The sequence below is a fragment of the Photorhabdus noenieputensis genome (genome assembly GCF_018448935.1).
Classification (GTDB): domain Bacteria; phylum Pseudomonadota; class Gammaproteobacteria; order Enterobacterales; family Enterobacteriaceae; genus Photorhabdus; species Photorhabdus noenieputensis.
Genome location: NZ_RCWC01000007.1, coordinates 19,095 through 36,656 on the forward strand (window position 1 = coordinate 19,095; position 17,562 = coordinate 36,656).

A 17,562-nucleotide genomic window follows, 5' to 3' on the forward strand; every position below is an offset into this window, starting at 1 on the left:
TTATAGCCCCAGTCCAATCTGATGCAAATAATTATAAAGGGCGGCTTCACTGTCTAATCCGAGCTTTTTCATCGCGCTGATTTTTTGTGCGCTAATTGTCTGCTTAGTTCGGTACAAACGCGCAGCGATATCATTCACACTCAACCCTTGCCCCAACAATTTAATTACCTCCAATTCTTTGCTGGTTAGTGTTTTTACAACTTCCTCGCACGGTGATTCGAGAAATTGTTCACTTAAATAGGGTTCATAACGCCCGGTTGTACTGTATAACCCTTTTACCAGCTCGTGGGATAAGCTGTTTTTGTTTAAAATCGCTTTTACTCTGTAATCAATCAGTGAAGCAATGATTTTCCGGTCGCTGATCATGGTAATTACCACAATAGGCAGATTTGGATATTGTTCCCGTATTCGGCTAATCATCCTCAGACCGTCGCTCTGGTTATTACCCGGCATAATGAAATCCGTAATCAACATATCCGTTTCTTTTTCTTCCAGCAGAGAGAAGAGCGTGGCGACATCATGAGCTTCCCCTACAATTTGGTAATTCTCCGGCAATGTTGCCAGTATCGTACGTAGTCCTAATAAGAATACCGGATGATCGTCGGCAATAATGACTCGTCTGGGCATGGGTTATTTCTCCAGATTATTTTCTATTTACTTTTTTATTTACTATTTCACGTATCGTTCCTTCAATAAAACCGGCATCTCCTCCCACATGGACGATTAAGGCGATAATGACCAGGTTAAATTCACCTTTGCCATCGGCAATCCGAACTTTTAGTGTTTGCGGTATTTGCGAGACGGAATTTTTAAGCTGTTCGATTTTGTGTCGATCTTCCTGATGTACCCAAGCCATCAATTGCGGCCAAGAGGCAGGTGCTTTTCCGCACCGCATCCAGACAGAACCATTATGATGCCAGTACAGATGCCCGTTGGCGCTTAACCGAAAGCAATTAACCTGTTCTTGATCCAACATAGCTCTCATTAACAGAAGACGCGTTTTATGTCGATGTAACACATTGATTATGTTAGATAAACAACTACAGTATAACAACGCGGGCAAGGTCAACGCTGTGCTGTACCAAGCCGCTATCTGCACATTTTGTTGGACATGGGTTAACGGGGATGAGAATGGCCCAAGACCAAAAATGGTAGCGCTGACGATCCCCACCGTACACAAGGATAAAAAGCTGCTTAATACCAGCAGGTTACCACTTAATGCTAGCAGCATCGGCAAACTGAAAGAAAACAGCAGCGCAATCCCTTGCCAGTGTATTTGCCCGGCTTCCGGTGGCGGACTGATGAACAATGCTGTCATGGCAAGTAAGGCCACCAGCCATAAACCGTAGATTTTCCAGTTCTCAACCCTATTTTTCTCATAGGTAATACAGGAGATAACAAACAGCGTAAATGGCAGATAACTCAACACTGAGCCTACGACAGTCGGTAATGAAACCGATATGTCGGTAGGATAACCAAAGAGATGAAGTATCCATTTTGCGATAAGTCGCTCAATGATGCCACTTAACGAACAGAGTACGGTCAAGCTAAGGATGTCCCTTGCCCGCTTCGGGACCCACATGACACCGTAAAAAAACTGCCAGATCAGCGCTGTTACCACCAGCATCATCACATTGATACAGGAAAAGATCAGCGATACGTTGACCGGTCTTCCATACCACTGACTGGCGGTCAGCGCAATCAAGGCACCGGTTATTAACCAGATAAGCCAGTACCGTGGTGCCCTGACGCAAAATATGCCTTGTAACAAGCCTGCCGGAAACCACACCAGCGATGACAGGCTCCACACATCCCGTACCTGTAGGCTTAACAGTGCCAGCGCGAAATTGACCAATGTAAAAATAAACCAGAAGATCACTATCTTTTTCATTTTCATCGGGATCTTATTCCGTAACACTGATGTTACATTCATAAAATAATAATAGCAGAGATAAGTGTTTGCTACCCTTAGTTGATAATATTAGATAGTGATAGTTTCTTTTGGGCTGATCGTAACTGTACCTGACCTTCTGTAACATCCATCCAGACATCCCGATTTACCGGCGCATCACCTAGCAGCAACTGATCTGATAACAACGGCAGAACGAACTGAGTTAACAGATTATCAATTTCACGAGCGCCGCTCTCCGCAATCCGGCACTCTTCGGCGATAAAATCCACCAGCGTGTCGCTATAGTGCAATTCACATTGAGTTGATTGACGGTAGCGCACGACAATTTTATTCAACTTATGGCACACAATGGCATGCAGAACTTCGCCGTGTACTGGCAGATAAGGGATAACCTGTAAACGACCTAAAAATGCTGGCGTAAATATACGTTGCAGCTCTGGCCGGATAATCTCCTGAATATCTTTCAGAGTGGCCGGGCGATTTTCCCCCTGCTCTGTTACGCCGTGTGTTGCTGCACGTATCACCAAATCTGCTGCTGCATTAGTGGTCAGGATAATCAGCGTATTGCGAAAGTTAATCTGTTGCCCTTCGGCATCTTCCATCATGCCTTTATCGAATACCTGAAAGAACAGTTCCAGTACATCGGGGTGAGCTTTCTCCACTTCATCAAGTAGTACTACGCTGTAAGGTTGACGTCGAACCGCTTCGGTCAATACACCACCTTGTCCATAACCGACATAGCCCGGAGGAGAACCTTTTAGGCCGGAAACCGAATGAGCTTCCTGATATTCCGACATGTTAATCGTGATCAGATGATGTTCACCGCCATACAGCTCATGAGCCAGCGCTAAGGCGGTCTCGGTTTTCCCTACACCGGAAGGCCCTGTGAGCATAAATACTCCGGTGGGTTTGGCCGGATCGGCCAGTTGTGCTTTAGCAATCCTAATTTGACGGGCTATCTGACTGAGCGCATGATCTTGCCCCATAACTCGCTGGCCGAGACGGGTTGCTAACTGGCGCAACACATCGCGTTCATTTTCCACCATCCGGCCAAGGGGAATTCCTGTCCAGCCGGCAACAATGTCTGCGACACAAGCGGCATCAACACAGTCAAAGACGTAAGCGTGTTGATGATGGCGCTGATGCAGTTCTGCACGTAACACAGGTAGCCGCTCGTCGTGCTCTTCACAGGCGAGGATGTCATTGACCAACTGACGTTGAGCATGATATTCCTGCAAAATTTCTTCCAGTGATGCTTGCAATTCAGCCTGACGTTGCGTCAATTTCTGTAGCTGAGTTTCATGGCCGCCTTCGCGTAACAATGCTTCCTGTTCGGTAACAATGTTTGTCAGCATGGCACGCAGATCTTCAATTGGTGCCGGTTCATCGGTCTGTGAAACGGCAACGCGGGCACAGGCGCTATCTAACAGGCTGACCGATTTATCCGGCAACTGACGTCCAGTGATATAGCGGTTGGCTAACGTAACCGCTTCCGTGACCGCCTCTGCAAGTACTTTGACGCCATGATGTTTTTCCATTGCCGGTGTCATGGCACGCAACATGGCGATTGCCAGTTCTAGCGTAGGCTCTTCGACTTTGATCACTTGGAAACGACGCGCTAACGCTGCGTCTTTTTCAAAGTACTTCTTATATTCAGACCAAGTGGTTGCCGCAATTGCCCGTAATTCGCCACGTGCTAGCGCGGGTTTCAACAGATTAGCCGCATCGTTTTGTCCGGCCTGGCCGCCTGCGCCAATCAACATATGTGCTTCATCGATAAACAGGATAACTGGTGTGGGATACCCCTTCACTTCATCTAATAATTTTTGCAGACGGCTTTCAAACTCACCTTTTACGCTAGCGCCCGCTTGTAACAGCCCCATATCCAGGGTAAATAATTCAGCTTGTGCCAAAACTTTCGGTACACGGCCATCAACAATCCGCTGAGCAAGCCCCTCAATCAGAGCGGTTTTACCGACGCCCGCTTCACCGGTTAACAAAGGGTTATTTTGGCGACGGCGTAATAGCACATCAATTAATTGACGGATCTCTCGCTCACGTCCTAAAACCGGATCGAGTTTGTTATCACGTGCTGCCTGTGTCAGGTGATGCGTGTATTGTGCCAGCGCGGATTGGGTATTATCCCCAACAGGTGCCGTAATGTGTTGTGGTGTCGTATTTGTCTGTGTACGCAACCACTGTTCTATCCCATCGGTGTTACCCTGTAACGCTTGCTGTAATTCTGAGGTAAGTGAATGGTGCAGTGACGGATTCATGATCAAAGCCACAATCAGCGCCTGAGCGGTAATCTGTGATGCTCCCCAATGAGTACTGGCGTGCATCCAGGTCTGTTCTATCCATTCAGTTAGGCTGGTAGCCAGTACCGGCGGACGATGATTACCACTGCGTAATAATGTCAGTGATCTCTGACAGGCGTTCAGCAACGTCATGGTATCAATACCACCGTGGTGACACACTTGTTCTATCGTCGGAAGCTGTTTTTCAAACAAAGCCAATAGTAGATGTTCAATTTCCACTTCATGATGGGTACGCCGTACCGAAAGATTAGCGGCTTCATCAAGGCACTGACGCGCTTCTACCGTTAATTTACTCACGATCTGTTTGAGATAATTACTCACTTTTAGGTTTCCTTAATTCGTTCCAATGGGTGGTGATCTGTGATGGCAAAGTAGAGAGGGTTCCTTTTGCCACTGTTGGCTCACTTAAATTTAACAACTGGCTATCCAGTCGGTTGCGTTGTTCTAATAATGCCGTTTGTTGTTGCTGATGTTGCCGCCACTGCTGATACAGTGTTGAAACAGCTTTGTTTCCGCTGACTTGATAGCGCACAGTGATGTTATTGATACCCAGTGCATTTAATTCATCGCGCTGCTGTGGGAACGCTTGTGCTGCCAGTGTCAGCTCACCGCGAGAAAAAGCGTGCATAAATTGCAGCAAACCATCGGGGCCAACGTAACTTTTGCTTAATGTAAAGCGAGGAAAATAGACATCAATTTGTACTTTACCGCATGTTCCCGGGTGCCAATGCAGCGTCATGCTGTCATTGAAATTCATGCTTTTAAGCTGCTGTACGCCATCATCACAACTCAACGTCACTGAACTGCCCACTGGCAATACCCTTGCTCCTCGGTTAGCGGTCGCCGGTTGACTAACAATCGTGACTTCCGCCAATGGCTTCTGTTCTTGTTCCGGTTCCTGTTGTGCTGTCGCCAGTTGCTGCTCGCTTTCCAGTAAGGCAAGTTTCTCTTGCAGGCGACGACGAATATCCGATGTCGCTGAAAGTAGGTCATTTGGCTGGATGAGATTATTAATATAGAAAATGAAATCATCGTTAAACGGAAAGAGCACATCTTCCATTTCTTGACGTTTAATCCCTTCAGGACGAATATCCAGCGCATACCCTGCGGTATCCCGTACAAATGCGTTACTGTATTCATACAAACGCGCGTTCAATTCCCGGCCATCAAACAGTTCCTGTCTGCTCAATTTTTCCATCGGCCAAATCACTTTGCTTTCCCATTGGGTTTGCAAGCGGCTGGCGGCACTTAAGAAGGCATAACGTAATACCAGATGTGCATCACCTTGATAGAGTCGCCATAAGGTTTCATTTACCCCGGTTACGCCGGTATTCTGTTTGCTTTCGGCCTCGTGACGCCACAGGGTGAAACGGTTGAATAATGCACGCAGACCACTATCATCCAGTTCCTCTTTCTCGCTATTTAGTGCATTTTTAACCAACATTTCGGTTTCCATGTCACTGAGCAACTCGCGTTGGCTATTTAACTGCACCGCTTGCCGGTAGACGCGATAGCGTGTCAGTACGTTGTCATCCAGCCGTACAGAGGTCTGCGGTGAAATACCAAACCATGACATGATGCGTTGGCGCACAGAGAGGTTCCCTAGCGAGACCCGTTGCATGACGTTACTTTTTTGCACATAGCCATGCAGTTGCCATAAACGGTGTTGTGTCTGCAACCAAGGCTGCTGCTCCGCCGATTCTACCGTGGATAAATCACGTTCTAACTGTGTCAGAAAGGCAATATAGGGGCTGTCATATTGACTTGTTGCTAATATCAACGCCTGCCAATTTTTCTTGCCTCGTACTAACGTTTCCCCTTGAGGCATAGTCTGAGCGAATGCTAACCACTCTGATTGACGCTGATTTTGATACTGTTGATAAAATGAACGCTGTAAAGGATCAAAAAATGCCGAGTTGTTAAGGGCTTGTGCCAGTTCGTCCAAGGTTGCCTGAGTATCTTGCTCACCGGCTTGGGTATAGACACCGCGGATACGAGCGTTAATGGTGTCGGCATCTTCTCTGGTCAGCGGCCAGAAATCAGCCAGCGTCAGCGAACGTGTGCCAGCCGGTTGTTCGTCGGCTAACAGCCATTGCCAGTTACTGCTATCTTTCAGGAGTGTTTGCAATACATTCCGCCACCGATCAAATTCTTGCTGTGCGTTGCTTTGGCGATATTGCGCCAGACGGAGTGCAACGCGTTGTTCTGCTGATAAAGGATCGTTTTCGCCACTTAACAGTGAGGATGAATAAGCAGGCATATGCTGTAAAGTTTCTAACGTAGCGCCATGCGCCATTGCCTGTTCAATGTTAATAAAACGTGCCCAGTGTAAAGCCAATAGCCGTTTTTGCGGTGCCTCAGCGCTACGGAAACGTGCTAGCAAGTGTGTCGCTACCGATTCCGGGTTGAATACACCAACAGGTGCTTGTTGTTGATACTGCCGCGCCATCCGTTGTTCCATAGTATGGCTGACTGGATAAAAAAGCAGAGATGACAGGGTTTCCTGCAACCAGTACTCGACTTGTTGATAGCGTAAGTAACTCCGCTCAAGTGGGTTGACTTCACGAATATTTTCAAGTTGCGTAACACCACGCCAGGTAGTCATCAATGCATTGCCTGCACCGTATACCAGCATCAAACTCAGTAGGCTAACTAATACGCGTTTGGTCAATGTCCGCCAGCCGGTCAGCAATACGCTATCACTACCTTGATGTTGGCTAACTTGGTCTGGCAGATATTCGCCCAACAACCGGTGGCTGAAAATGCCCGTGGTCTGATGTTCGGCAGTAAAAAACATGCCCCGTAACAGGCCATGCTCCAAATAATGGTCTTGGTCGAATAGTGCATTCAGGTAGCAACTCAGTGCTGGTTGCAATTGAGCTACGGTTTCTGGTAACGCTAAAACTTCCGCATTGGGTTGCTGACGTTGCTGATTGAGCAATTTAAGACGCATCATTTTCAAAGTGTTAACAATGGTGCTCATACTCTTATTCAGCACGTCGGTGACATTACCCACCGTATGATGCTCGATAAAATCACCCAGTAATTCAGTACGTTGTTCTGCTGACAGTTGGGCGCACCAATGGTCAAACCCCGGCAATGTTTCACTATGGGTAAGGATCAACCAGATTGGCAAGCGGCGTTCCAGACGTATCTGTAATGGCTCTAACTGCGCACGTACTTGGCGTGCGGCGATATAGAGCGCTCGATTGTCGCTGTTTAGCAATTGTTCCACTGACAAGCAAACGAGTACACCAGCCGGTTTACGCACCTGTGCTATCCAGCGTATCAGACGCAACCAGGCTTGCCGGTACAAGGATTGACCTTCGGTATAGCGGCCGGAAATGACCATATACATTGCCCGGCGGAAGAACCACCAGCGGCAAGTGAAGGTGTTTTCTGTCAGTGACGGCAGATTTTTCCCCGTCATGGGTTCCACATTGCAGTGTGTTAACAGCTTCTGTTTACCATTACTCCGTTCCCCTACCACCAGAAACCACGATGGAACAGGATCGTTACGGTGTAACAGTGAACGGAATCGACGCCAACTTTGTAAATATCCTCCCTGCCACCAATGCTGGTACAATAAATATTCCAGACGGTTATCTCCTTTCCGCCAGAGTTTATTTATCCAACTCAGTTTATTCATTATTTGCGGCATGAATGCTATTGCCCCACGCAACAATAATAACAACAGCAATAGGCAAATAAATAGTAACAGGCCACCTATTGTCGGCCATGAAAATACCACCGCAATAGTTAAACTGAATAATAAAAGGATAACCATCACGCTAAGCCAGACAATGGCATAAAATAATTTTTTCATGTTTAATTTCCGAATTTATCGGCCAATACTTAATAAATAGACGGTAAGAAAAATATAAATTAATGTAAGAGATGACATAAATAATATTAATTTTATGCGCCATTTATTATTTTGGCGCAAATTTTTCAATTTGTTGTCGTACCTATTCATTAATCGGTGATTTTCTAAAGAGAGATAACCACGCAAAGTATCAGGAAGATTATCTAATTCTTGCTGGATAATATTGTGTAATTCCAAATTATCACGTTTGCCATATCGACCATAAAATCCGGCAAGCAGACAAAAAACATAGACTAATCGAACCTGATAATTATTCGCTACTAACGTGGCAAGGCGATCAAAAAACGTATTTCCACCCAGTTCGGCATCATAAAGCTCTGCTTGTAATGAAGATTGACGCCAAACATTCAGTTCTTTTTGACCGGCACACAAAATGGCTTCGTCTGCCCAAACCACCACGGCGAAATTTGCCTCTTCGATATCTTGCGTTCCATAACCCTGCAAACGCGCCCTATTCTGTGCTTGTGTCAACTCAGCTAATAAGGTTTGCCGCAAGGTTTCCGCTTGATTCACCTGCTGCTGGATCATGCGCAATACGCAAGTGAATACCGGAATATAACAATCCAACAACTGCATCATGATGCTCTCACTATAACGATTTCTATTTGTAAATCGTCTGGCGCATCTGCCCAGTGCACCGCCACACGTTCACTATCTTCTACCTGCCGCCATAACGCACCCCGGTTTTCTAGCCGGAAATAGCGGGTATTTGTCCGGTTGGGTAAACCATGTGGCGCAATTTCCTGGTAGTACAGACGCACACCGGGTAAAGCACGGTTAATAATGCTGTCGATCTGTTCCGCCGCTGCCAGTTTAATCAGGCGATCATCAGGAATTTCACGCTCACGATGGCTAAAGCTGTCAGAACGCAGCACCAAATAAAGCCGTTGTTGTTCATTGACGCTGGTTCTATTGAAAGCAGCATGATAATAACCGTGGCTTTCTTGTTGCAGAGGGATCACGGTGTTTGGTTCCAGCACCAGTGCATTAAGCAAATCGGCAATTGTTCGTTCACAACTATCAAGAGTCAGCGCCAGCTCCAGATGCTGATATTTATCCAGTGCTGTTTCCTGCCCGTTCCACTCGCCTAAAAAGGAGCAACGATCGGTAAAACAGGAAAGCTCGCTGATTAGTTGGCGCAATAACCCAAAAATCTGTAAGGGGTGAACATCTCTCGCTTCCTGAAAATGGTGCAACTGTACGACATAACGCGCCAGAGTCCGTAGTGTCAGCAATAATGTGCTTTTTTCTTGGGTATAAATTTCCCCTTCCAGCGTTTGAGGGCGTTTCAATTCTTCCAATTGATGGACACGCCCGGTTAACTCCTGACACAGTTGACCAATGCGCTGGCCCAGTTGTGGCACGGCATAGAGCGTTAAACATGGCGGTAGATAGCGGTTATCCAGCGCAATACCGTCACTGGTGCAGTGCAGTTGGCCAACCGGAAGCAGTGTGTAACCCGTTGCCTGAGCAATCTCATCGTGCAAGAAAAAACGTAAGTTATAGGTCAGTTGTTGCACTTCCGCTTCCGGCCCCTCGCCAAAAGCATCCCGCATACGCTGTTCTTGCGGCCATGTTACCCAACGACTGGTGATATTACCGACACTGTTGGCATCCGTGATGCCGGTGACGTTACTCTGATTATGGCTGAACATACGCAGACCAACATAAATGCGTTGCGGTTTGTCTCGTACCGGCCAGCAATCCCGTAATGATCGGGCACTGAGTACGCCGTTGACATCACAGTCCACGTAGCAACCATCGGGAAAAATGAACGCGGCGTGATGGATACTCAGCACTTCATCACTTAGGGCGGCCAGATTGAATGCAAGTTTTACCACACCAAAAGCATAAGGCTGTGTCAGTAACTGATAGCGCCCTTGCCAGTATTGTTGTTGCAATTCATGGGCCTGAAAGTGTTGCGGCTGTAAATACAAGCCTGAATACCAATAGATCGGTTTATATTCAAACATAGGTTACTTCCTCAACAAACTTTCGTCGCTGCCGGATTCTGCCGTTTGTCCAGAGAAAGCTATTTGTCCAGGGAAAACTACCTCATCTCCCGTGTTACCTGCTGAGAAATCACTGCGGATAATGGCGTAACGTCCTAGTGTTAGATTAATGCGCATGGGAACAAATTCAGCGCTCCAGGAGCTATTCCACCAACCGTGTTGCTCAAGGCGCAGCGGCAGTGATAATACTCGGGTATGAGTACTGTCTGGCGCTGGGTAGTAACCGGCAATTAATGCGATATAACGCGCCTGTTCCGCTCTATCGATGTGTAAAGATACGGATTGTCCCGGCATCATCACGTAATTATCCAACTGTAATATTTGCTCTGTTGCACCAGTGCCGGCAAATAAATTGCGTAATAACACGGGATTGGCCAGTAATTTATCTAATTGCTCACGTTTTTCTGCTTGAGCAATTAATATGGTGCAACTGTTCGACATATTATTAAAAACATTCAGTTGCGGAACCGCGGTTATTTTTAAATGAATGGCATTACTGGCATAAACCGGTTTGGCTTGTTCAATTGCCTGTAAGCGTTTTTCATCGTTGGAGATAGAATGACTACAACCACTTATTAAAATAATTGCTGTTAGTATTAAAAAACGGCGTTTAATGACGCTATAAAAATTTATGTTATTCATTTGGCTCTCTGTTTATTTATGGTCCTTTCATCACGCGCATAATTTCCTGTAGCGCGGAAGTATTTTCTGACATCATTTCTTCCAGCCATTCGGCCATGCCCATATTTGCCCAACGCGCTGCACGTTCAATTAAATAAGGCACTGGACTGGTAGGTTCATTTTGACGAAAGTAATTGGCGATATTGATCATTTGTCCTATGGCGATAGTGCGCATTTCATGGTGCGCCCGATCTTCTGTTAAAAAAGTCGTATTCATGCCGTTTGGTGCATCTCCCCCTGCCGCTATTGCTTCATTGCTTTCATTGCTATTGCCGTATTCCTGGCTTGATCCCGGTGCCACCATTTCACGAAATCGTTCGATTAAGACCACCAGATCTTGCAACTGTTGGGTGCTGGCACTCATGCTGTTACCGACATCCGGCAACAGGTTTGCCATGATGTGTTGCAGTTCTGACAATGCCTTACTAACTTGTTCAGCCCGCATCAGCAGTTGGTTAAATTGTTCGACTGGCGTAGTGCGAATGCTGCCGTCACACTCAGCGATACCGAAATAACCATCACTGATCAAGGCACTGCGTAATTCGCTATTAACGGCAACGTGTTGTTCAAAATATTGCACCCGTTGCCAGACGCTTAAGCTCAATTTGCCATCATCGGTCAGTGTCAGATTGTCTAGTTGTTTCACCAATTGATTATCCAACCAGCTTAACCGACCAAGACGGGCATCCGCACTGTTTGTCTCTGTATCATCCAGCGGCGGGTAAAGTACCGGCCAAAAAGTTTCCAATAGATGGGCAAGTAATGTGATACCGCCGCTAATCCCTGCCAGACCATACAGTTCCCCTTGCGCTTGGGTTAACCAGCAGGCTATTTGCAAGTCTTTACTCTGTTTTTCCAGTACTTCCTGACACAACGCTGAAACCTTCATCCAATCAGCCTGACGGGTTTCATAACCCCATGCATCGTCTTGGAGGAAATCGTCGTCGGTTTCGCGTGCGGCGTTTATTTGTTCAAAAATAGATTCGTATTCAATATCGCATCCCGCTGGTTCGTCAGCGGTAATGGGTTGCAAAAAACGCGCGATATCTGTCTGGGTTAAGTTCACAGTGACTTCCATTTCAAGCAATAATCACCAATGGGTAACCGGTAGTAATTATGCCGCCATGTGCACACAGATCGCCGAGTCTGGCCGCAGGCCGTCCGCCAATCAATACCGTTGGGCTGCCCATGACCACCGTATCCGGCGGCCCGACGCACACCAACATTGAGCCCATTGTCGCCGCGGGTAATCCACCAATCAGCACCGTTGGTACACCTGGCGGCATAATCGGTCCGCCTACATGTGGCACCGGCGGTACCGCAGGCGAGACCATTGGACAAATATGCATATCACCCACACGGGCAGCCGGCATTGGCATCATTGTTCTCCTGATAATGTGGCTTCATGATACAGATAGGTTTTACGTCCCTGATCTTGTGACAGTGGCAATTGTCTTAGTTGACCGTGCGCCAGTTGAAAAAATTGCTCAACGTACCGCATTTGTTGTTCCGGTTGTTCGCCATAAAGGTGCAATATCAGGCACAACGTATCGGCTAATGCCGCCAGTGACTGCCACGGTTGTGGATAGACCGCTTCCAGATCCGGCGTGGTCATACTGCCTTCACTCCAAAAAACGGAAAGCACCAGACATGAAATTGGGTTATCGAACCCCACTGTTTGTGCCTGTTCGAACAGTTCATGACGTAAAGGATCACCACCATCAACCCGCCAGCGCCGCACCTGTTGCAATAACGACCGTTGTCCTTGTATGAGATCGCGTTCGTAAACGCAGGAGATGAATGTCAGTACCAGCTCCAGAGCCTGGGTGTAAGGCAACATAAAAATGGTGTAGTACACCGCGTCTTGCCACAACATTTCCTTGTTAAGCGCTGATAGATTTTGTTCATGTGCCGCGTGTTGTTGTAGTGCCAATTCCGCCTGTGGCGAAAGTTGGCAATGTCGTAATTTAACCATGACTGCAAACTCTTATTATTTGATCCTGTTATTAACCAATCTTGGTCAGAGTGCCTTTCACCATAGCAATGCCGGTCGCATCCACCTGAACAATGCCGCCTTTTAATTGTGCCATTGCACTGCCTTCTACTTTTACTGTGGTGCCAGTTAGCTCCGCCATGCCATTGCTCTTCAACGCCAGTTTTCCTGTTCCCTCTACAGTGACGGATGGCGCTTTGATGGTGATCCCGGTCGGGGTAATCGATAATTGGCTGGCACCGACTTTCAGTTCAATGCCCTGATTTGCCGTGATTGTGCATTGTTGACCGACATTGATTTTGGCGTTACCTCTGGATACCTCCAGTTCATAACTACCTGCGCTCAAAATTAATGTGTCATTGCCCTTTTTAATTTGGGTATCGCGCTTTTCTTGGATTTCCCATAACACGTTGCGATCGATCTGCGCTGAAAAATCATTTTTCACTTTCAGGCGCATATCTTTTTGTGAGTGAAGCAAAATAAACTCTTCACCTTTCTTATCTTCGAAACAAAACTGATGCCCTTGTTCCACTGTGCCTTTTGCACTACTGCGCGTCGCAATCCCACTTTGAGTTTTTTGTCTCGGTAGTGCAAACGGTGGCATTTTCACCCCGTTATAAACCGTTCCGGTTACCAGCGGGCTATCCGGGTCGCCATCGATAAAACTCACCAATACTTCACTGCCCACTCGTGGCACAAATTGCGCACCAAACTTTGCGCCGTTCCAGAATTGACTGACACGTATCCAGCAGGAACTGTCATCATTTTTTTTATGTTCTTTATCCCAGTGAAACTGGATTTTGATGCGGCCCTGTTCATCCGTATGAATCTCTTCTGACGTCGGCCCTACCACCAGCGCGGACAATACGCCGGAAATGTAGGGCCGCGTAACAGAAGAACGCGGGCGAAATGTTTTATTCGCCGGGAATAAGGTCACCTGAGACGAAAATAGTAATTCGCCTTCCTCCAGATTGTTCTCCGCTTTTAATCGCTGGTGGCCCACGGCATAGCGGCCATCGGCGCTGGTGTGCCCTTTCAAGGTGAACTGATGCCCCACTTGTAAACTGGGATAACTGTTAACGGCATGTGCGTAATAGGATTGTGATTCCCATTGTTCCATGCACAGCGTTGCTTGTGTTTCCAGTTGATTACGCTCCTCCTGACGCCGGTCGTCATAGATAGAAAGCTTAGGATTGGTGGAATAACCACTGTTCGCTTTGGCGCTAGCACTAATTGCCGCGGCACTTTTAACGTTATAACCATTCATTTCCGCCATACCTGGAATCATTGTGCGATGAATATGCCAGGCGCGTAGCCCATAGCCTTGTTGATCACCGATCTTCGATTGATATGGCAATACCGCTAAAGGCGCGTTAATAAACGTCGAAGAGTGATCCGCCAATACCAGTACATGACGCCCCTCTTCATGGCGGAAGAAATAGAAAATCCCCGCTTGTTCCAGTTGACGTGTCACAAAGTCAAAATCTGATTCCTTGTATTGCATACAATATTCAAGCTTCGGATAACGGCTTTTTAGCGCCAGTTCAACGTCGTTAAACCCACGTTTACGGAAAATATCACATACCATATCCGGCACACTGATGCGCTGATAGACGCGCAAGTTATGGGTTAAGGTCAGCATTTTCAGCCAGGGTTCAATACGGGCTTGATAACAAAACTGGCCGTCGTTAAAACCTTGTTGCTGTAATTCAGTCAATATGCCATGCACAATGCGATGATTCGGCGCTTCACCAAGACGAAATGCCAAAGGTTTACCGATATGAGACTCCAGCTTATCCCAGTCTGCGCTGGAATAGAGCTGAGCAGAAAATGAATAAGGCCGCGACAGGTGCTCTTCACCCTCTATTTTGTTCAGTGCCACAATATCTGACAGGCTACTGATAACCTGTAAAAAACGATTCTTTTGCCCTAACAACATCTTTTTATTACCTGCGTTTTTTGTTTAATTTGCGTAGGGGCCGGTACATTCAGCCAAATAGATACGCTGAATATGGCTCTCGCCGGTGTCGCCCAAACAACCATCCCACCCCAATTGATGGCTGCCATTTAATACGTTACCTCGCCCACTATGCTGTACCAGCAATTCCAGTGAAAAGGAGAGCAACGGCCCGGCAAATTGCCACACCCATTGTGTCAGTTTGCGATATTGTTCATTTCCCGGCATAAAGGCGGCTCGCTGCCGAGCGGCAAACGGCCCTAACTGAACATGAAATCTTGATTGAATATCCCAATAAGCGTTACCCAACATCGGGTTATCGCCTAACAAACTGCGACCTAAACAGCAACAGTGAGCCTGATCAGCATATTGCCAGCGCCCTTTAAAGGGCTGGATGTTGACCGCCATACCAAACTCTCGCTGCAACAGGTGTTGCAAATTCACCATTGAGCGGACCGGTGTTGCCAATAATCCGACACAAGCGGGATGAGAACGTTGTGTGGTATCCGCCATCAACTGGCCGATAACTGCTGGAATGACTGCCGGTAAAGACCGATGAGTTTGTAACTCTTTATTGTTTTGCAATTCGGCATGGTTTTGCAATTCGGTATTGATATATAACCGGTATTTCTGCCACGCTTGAAAACGCAGGCTAAGCAGACGATGAGTAAAAATATCAATAAATGCCTGAGCTGATTCGTCGCCGTAGCGATAACGCCGGTCAATCAGCCATTCGGTATAGCGCAACGGTAATGCACCGAGGGTTCCTAATAGACCAAAGTGATGTACCGTCATGCGATACTGTTCGTACCCTTCTTGCGGTGGTAATAGAGACTCTACTTCCCTTTCCGGCGCATCTAATGTCAGTACAGAGCTAAATTGCACTACATCATCAGGAGTGATTGCTGTTTCTTCTCGTTGGCGACAACGTTTAAGTAAACGGCGTACATTTTGATAAAAACGGCCGCCAGCTAAACGTAGCTTATTTTCTAAAGCCATGTCAGTCTCCCACAGCGACGCGGCCAACGGCGGGTACTGTTATTAACCGTCTCTAGCTGCGTTACGGTCTGCGTGAAGCTATTAATTGGCGCATACATCGCGATAAAACGTTCTAGCAGGCTACAAAATAGATAAAAATCCACAAATTCCCCCGCTGGTGCCTGAAATGTCAATGTCACCTCCAGCCCACGCGCCAAGGAATAGGGATCGGCGGGATTCAGGCGTGCGCTCACCGGCGCAATAGCCACCTGCTGTAATTGTGCAATCAACCGCGATATGGCTGGATCGCCAAGCAGGTTGTAGAGTTCTAGCGCCTCTTTTAAACACTGAACACCCTGCGGACCATTCAGTAGCATTTGGTTCAAATTGAGTTGCGATACCAACCGCCAGTTCAATGCACTATTGGGTTGTGGACGCACCGGCAAGCGAGGACGAATCAATCCCAGAATTTTTACGCCCGGAAGTGCGCTTTCTGATTCGAAATCGCCATCTGGATGGCCGTTGCTCAACTGCCGCGGTATATCACGGTTAGTACAGGTCAAACTCAAGATCACCACATCGGTTTCGGGTTTCAGATGTTCACCACTGCTATCAGAAAAACCGATGAACATATTCATCCCCAGATCGTTATGCCTCAGTGAGGGGCGCGGCGTTGCCTGCCAAAATAACGGGACCTGTTCGTCAGACTGTGTATGTTCAATACCAAATAATGACGGCACCGGTTTGGAGCTTAATTGTTCCTGCTGACGGCTGACAATTTCCACCTGATCGATGGTATAAACTTCCATACTTTGCGGGCGACGGGCATCCGGTTGAACCAAATATTCATGTTCTGTTTCCAGTGGAATAATAGGTTCCGCCTGATGAAGAAACAGATTAATTATCGGCACGCAATTTAGCCGGAAGGTTTCGTTGCTGACTTTATCACTCATACGTTCAATTCGACGTAATGCGACACAATCCTTAAGCCGGAAACGGTATTGCAGCTCCCCTAATGAACTGGTAAACAAACCCGCATCCGGTAGCGGAATATCCAGGAATAAGAATTTTTCTGGGAAACTAAAATAATCACGAAACAAGTGATGAACCGGATTTATCAATGAATCATCGGCGCATAAGTTATCTTGTGGATCGAAACCCACCACCTGAACACCTCGGCTATTCAGGTTGAATATACGCTCACCCAACTGACACTCCAGTTGCTTAACTTGCGCCGATAATAATTCATACAAACTATGGGTCAGCACTGGTGCGCCATGTAAATACAACCGGATATGTTGCGCCTGAAAACTGGCGCCCGGCCACAGGTTAAAATTCAGCGTTAAGATAAAATCCCGATCGTAAGGGTCTGGCGTCAGTTCTGCGTGCGTTAAATCCAATGGCAACATCTCCAGCGGATATACCGTGCGGAAACGGCAGGTCACATCACCTACCGGTTGAGAAATCAAGGGAGTATGCCGCGCTACCGTCATCATTCCGGTCACACCGGATGTTAACGGGTCCTGTTGAAACTGCACCAACGATACCGACGGTACTTGACGTAGAAACTGTGGCGCCAGTACTTCCAACATAGCATTACTGAGTTCCGGCATATCTTCATCAATCCGCTGATGGATTTTTGCTGTCAGAAATGCAAAAGATTCCACCAAACGTTCTACATGAGGATCTTCTGAAACACCTTCCGCGAACCCAAGACGTTTGGCAATTTTGGGAAAACGCTGAGAGAAAGCAGCGCCATATTGTCTTAAATAACTCAATTCCCGGTTGTAATAAGTCAGTATTTTTTGTGGTAATAACATCATCT

The 17,562-nt window shown here is 47.0% G+C and carries 13 protein-coding genes; all 13 read right to left on the reverse strand.

The window, feature by feature from the left end; all coding sequences use genetic code 11:
- Window positions 1–627, reverse strand: a complete 627-nt coding sequence (locus EAE91_RS07250) for a response regulator (RefSeq protein ID WP_214087894.1) — start codon at window positions 625–627, stop codon at window positions 1–3.
- A gap of 16 nt (window positions 628–643) precedes the next feature.
- Window positions 644–1,897 (reverse strand): hypothetical protein, encoded by a 1,254-nt coding sequence (locus tag EAE91_RS07255; RefSeq protein WP_244868716.1) that lies wholly within the window; start codon window positions 1,895–1,897, stop codon window positions 644–646.
- Between the two features lie 71 nt (window positions 1,898–1,968).
- A complete protein-coding gene (gene tssH, locus EAE91_RS07260; RefSeq protein WP_214087895.1) occupies window positions 1,969–4,551 on the reverse strand; it encodes a type VI secretion system ATPase TssH in 2,583 nt (860 codons plus the stop codon).
- Window positions 4,544–8,056, reverse strand: coding sequence for a type VI secretion protein IcmF/TssM N-terminal domain-containing protein (locus tag EAE91_RS07265; RefSeq protein ID WP_214087896.1), 3,513 nt, complete (start codon window positions 8,054–8,056; stop codon window positions 4,544–4,546). Before EAE91_RS07265 ends, tssH begins: the two co-directional genes overlap by 8 nt.
- 15 nt (window positions 8,057–8,071) lie before the next feature.
- Complete coding sequence (locus tag EAE91_RS07270) at window positions 8,072–8,695, reverse strand: DotU family type IV/VI secretion system protein (RefSeq protein WP_244868717.1); 624 nt, start codon at window positions 8,693–8,695, stop codon at window positions 8,072–8,074.
- The gene (tssK, locus tag EAE91_RS07275) at window positions 8,692–10,089 is read right to left on the reverse strand and encodes a type VI secretion system baseplate subunit TssK (RefSeq protein ID WP_214087897.1); all 1,398 of its coding nucleotides are present in this window, start codon (window positions 10,087–10,089) and stop codon (window positions 8,692–8,694) included. The genes EAE91_RS07270 and tssK overlap by 4 nt, the downstream gene beginning before the upstream one ends.
- A gap of 3 nt (window positions 10,090–10,092) precedes the next feature.
- The gene (locus EAE91_RS07280) at window positions 10,093–10,770 is read right to left on the reverse strand and encodes a type VI secretion lipoprotein TssJ (protein WP_214087898.1); all 678 of its coding nucleotides are present in this window, start codon (window positions 10,768–10,770) and stop codon (window positions 10,093–10,095) included.
- A 16-nt stretch (window positions 10,771–10,786) separates the two neighbouring features.
- Complete coding sequence (gene tssA, locus EAE91_RS07285) at window positions 10,787–11,875, reverse strand: type VI secretion system protein TssA (RefSeq protein ID WP_214087899.1); 1,089 nt, start codon at window positions 11,873–11,875, stop codon at window positions 10,787–10,789.
- Window positions 11,876–11,888: 13 nt separating this feature from the next.
- Window positions 11,889–12,188 (reverse strand): PAAR domain-containing protein, encoded by a 300-nt coding sequence (locus EAE91_RS07290; RefSeq protein ID WP_214087993.1) that lies wholly within the window; start codon window positions 12,186–12,188, stop codon window positions 11,889–11,891.
- Window positions 12,188–12,784: a DUF6931 family protein gene (locus EAE91_RS07295; RefSeq protein WP_214087900.1), complete on the reverse strand. Its 597-nt coding sequence runs from the start codon at window positions 12,782–12,784 to the stop codon at window positions 12,188–12,190. Before EAE91_RS07295 ends, EAE91_RS07290 begins: the two co-directional genes overlap by 1 nt.
- Before the next feature lie 31 nt (window positions 12,785–12,815).
- Entirely contained in the window at window positions 12,816–14,741 is a 1,926-nt protein-coding gene (locus EAE91_RS07300) for a type VI secretion system Vgr family protein (protein WP_214087901.1), read from the reverse strand.
- 24 nt (window positions 14,742–14,765) lie between these two features.
- Window positions 14,766–15,758: a type VI secretion system baseplate subunit TssG gene (gene tssG, locus EAE91_RS07305; RefSeq protein ID WP_214087902.1), complete on the reverse strand. Its 993-nt coding sequence runs from the start codon at window positions 15,756–15,758 to the stop codon at window positions 14,766–14,768.
- A complete protein-coding gene (gene tssF / locus EAE91_RS07310) occupies window positions 15,749–17,560 on the reverse strand; it encodes a type VI secretion system baseplate subunit TssF (RefSeq protein WP_214087903.1) in 1,812 nt (603 codons plus the stop codon). Before tssF ends, tssG begins: the two co-directional genes overlap by 10 nt.
- Between the last annotated feature and the right edge of the window lie 2 nt (window positions 17,561–17,562).

Bases quoted from the DNA above. Each gene is read 5' to 3' on its own strand.
- EAE91_RS07250 (WP_214087894.1), bottom strand. From the start codon at position 627: ATGCCCAGACGAGTCATTATTGCCGACGATCATCCGGTATTCTTATTA.
- EAE91_RS07255 (WP_244868716.1), bottom strand. From the start codon at position 1,897: ATGAAAATGAAAAAGATAGTGATCTTCTGGTTTATTTTTACATTGGTC.
- EAE91_RS07265 (WP_214087896.1), bottom strand. From the start codon at position 8,056: ATGAAAAAATTATTTTATGCCATTGTCTGGCTTAGCGTGATGGTTATC.
- EAE91_RS07270 (WP_244868717.1), bottom strand. From the start codon at position 8,695: ATGATGCAGTTGTTGGATTGTTATATTCCGGTATTCACTTGCGTATTG.
- tssK (WP_214087897.1), bottom strand. From the start codon at position 10,089: ATGTTTGAATATAAACCGATCTATTGGTATTCAGGCTTGTATTTACAG.
- EAE91_RS07280 (WP_214087898.1), bottom strand. From the start codon at position 10,770: ATGAATAACATAAATTTTTATAGCGTCATTAAACGCCGTTTTTTAATA.
- EAE91_RS07290 (WP_214087993.1), bottom strand. From the start codon at position 12,188: ATGCCAATGCCGGCTGCCCGTGTGGGTGATATGCATATTTGTCCAATG.
- EAE91_RS07295 (WP_214087900.1), bottom strand. From the start codon at position 12,784: ATGGTTAAATTACGACATTGCCAACTTTCGCCACAGGCGGAATTGGCA.
- EAE91_RS07300 (WP_214087901.1), bottom strand. From the start codon at position 14,741: ATGTTGTTAGGGCAAAAGAATCGTTTTTTACAGGTTATCAGTAGCCTG.
- tssG (WP_214087902.1), bottom strand. From the start codon at position 15,758: ATGGCTTTAGAAAATAAGCTACGTTTAGCTGGCGGCCGTTTTTATCAA.
- tssF (WP_214087903.1), bottom strand. From the start codon at position 17,560: ATGATGTTATTACCACAAAAAATACTGACTTATTACAACCGGGAATTG.